The following is a 1,486-nucleotide window of genomic DNA, read 5'->3' on the forward strand; positions in this document are numbered from 1 at the left end:
GCCAGTACTTCCCGAAGGGTACCGACCTCTCCCGTTGGTCTTCCGCAGACCTCGGAGCCGTCGCCATGGCGATCAACAACCGGCCCCGCAAGATCCTCGGCTGGCGGACACCCGCCGAGGTCTTCGAAGAGCAGCTACGCTCGTTGAAACAGCCCGGTGTTGCAACGACTGGTTGAACTCGCCGAGTACACATCAGCCGAATTCCGCAGTGAGATAGCAGAGTTGAAATTGCGGCAGAGCTGCGGACGTACCGGATCCTGCTTCGACAACGCCGCCGCCGAGAGCTTCTGGGCCCTCCTCAAAGAAGAGATCGGCACCCGTACCTGGCCCGACCGCGCCACCGCCCGCGCGGAGGTCTTCGACTTCATCGAGACCTTCTACAACCGCCGCCGCCTGCGCAAACACAAGATCCTCGGCTACCTCACCCCAGCCGAGACCAGGAAGCGGCACCAGCACACCCTCGCAGCATAGACATCGAGTGTCCAGGATCACGGGGAAACTTCAGCCAGACGGTCACCTGAAGCACCCAACCACGGGGGTCACTTTCGTGTCAGACCCTCCCGGCTCTGCTTGGCGGTGGAGGTGAGGGGGATGTGGAAAACACGTGTCCCGGTGGGGGTGCGAGGGAGGAGCATCTCGGGCCGGGAAGGGCGTGACTTGTTCCGCGGAGCCGACAGGAACATGGAGTGCCGCACACTGGCGCCTCGCTGTTCGGCCTCGTGGTCGCAGGGGTCATGCCCCTTGGCCGCCTGAACGAATCCGATCAGGCCGAGCGCTGCCAGACTGAGAAGGTAAAGTGGCTGTGATGGCTCTTTGCCGACGCTGCAAGCGAGGACGGTTGAGAACCCAAACAGGACTCCGTGGCAGAGCATTGAGGTGATCAGCATGCGGGGAACGACGGAGAGCGCCAGCACGGTGAACAGAACCGAGACCGTGGCTAGCATGATCACCATCCCTCGCAGGAGGGGGTGAGAGGCAGAGGCTGGTGAGGACCACACCCCTACGGCAGCGATGGTCAGGACGAGAAGATTGAGCCGTACAGTCACAGGGGACTCCGAGTTGAGGGGGCGTCGAAGTGGTGGGTGTGTTGTGCCAGGGCGGGGGTGCGCATGGGAAGCCGCCGCTGTGGAACGAGGCAAAGACCACCATGATTTTCGTACGAATGACAAGGAAGCAATGCATCAAGCTTCCGCTGCGGTAATGACCATTCATTCGGGAAACCGGTGCCAGCTCTGGTCTACGGCGTCGAGCGGTTATGAGGCACGTTGCTCCGGACAGGGGATGCGCTTGAGCCGGATGGGCACTGGCGCCCCATTCTCGCGAATTATTGAGCCGAAACTATTTGGCTGCGTGGTCCGTTGGGCGTTGTCAGGTTGGGTGGAGGCCTCTTCCGGTGGCATGATCATCCGTCTGGTCGGATCGCCGGGAGGGGCTTCGCGTGGACACGCCGTCGTACCGGGGTTTCCGGTTTCCGCCGGAGATCATC

1 protein-coding gene and 1 pseudogene are annotated in these 1,486 nt (G+C 62.3%); both read left to right on the forward strand.

Annotated elements, in window-relative coordinates; all coding sequences use genetic code 11:
• A pseudogene (locus OTB19_RS42785) lies at positions 1-176 on the forward strand (IS30 family transposase); the annotation flags it as partial.
• A gap of 46 nt (positions 177-222) precedes the next feature.
• Positions 223-471 (forward strand): integrase core domain-containing protein, encoded by a 249-nt coding sequence (locus tag OTB19_RS42790; RefSeq protein WP_267804264.1) that lies wholly within the window; start codon positions 223-225, stop codon positions 469-471.
• Positions 472-1,486: the final 1,015 nt, after the last annotated feature.

It is taken from the genome of Streptomyces sp. H27-H5 (genome assembly GCF_026627505.1).
In the GTDB taxonomy this organism is placed as follows: domain Bacteria; phylum Actinomycetota; class Actinomycetes; order Streptomycetales; family Streptomycetaceae; genus Streptomyces.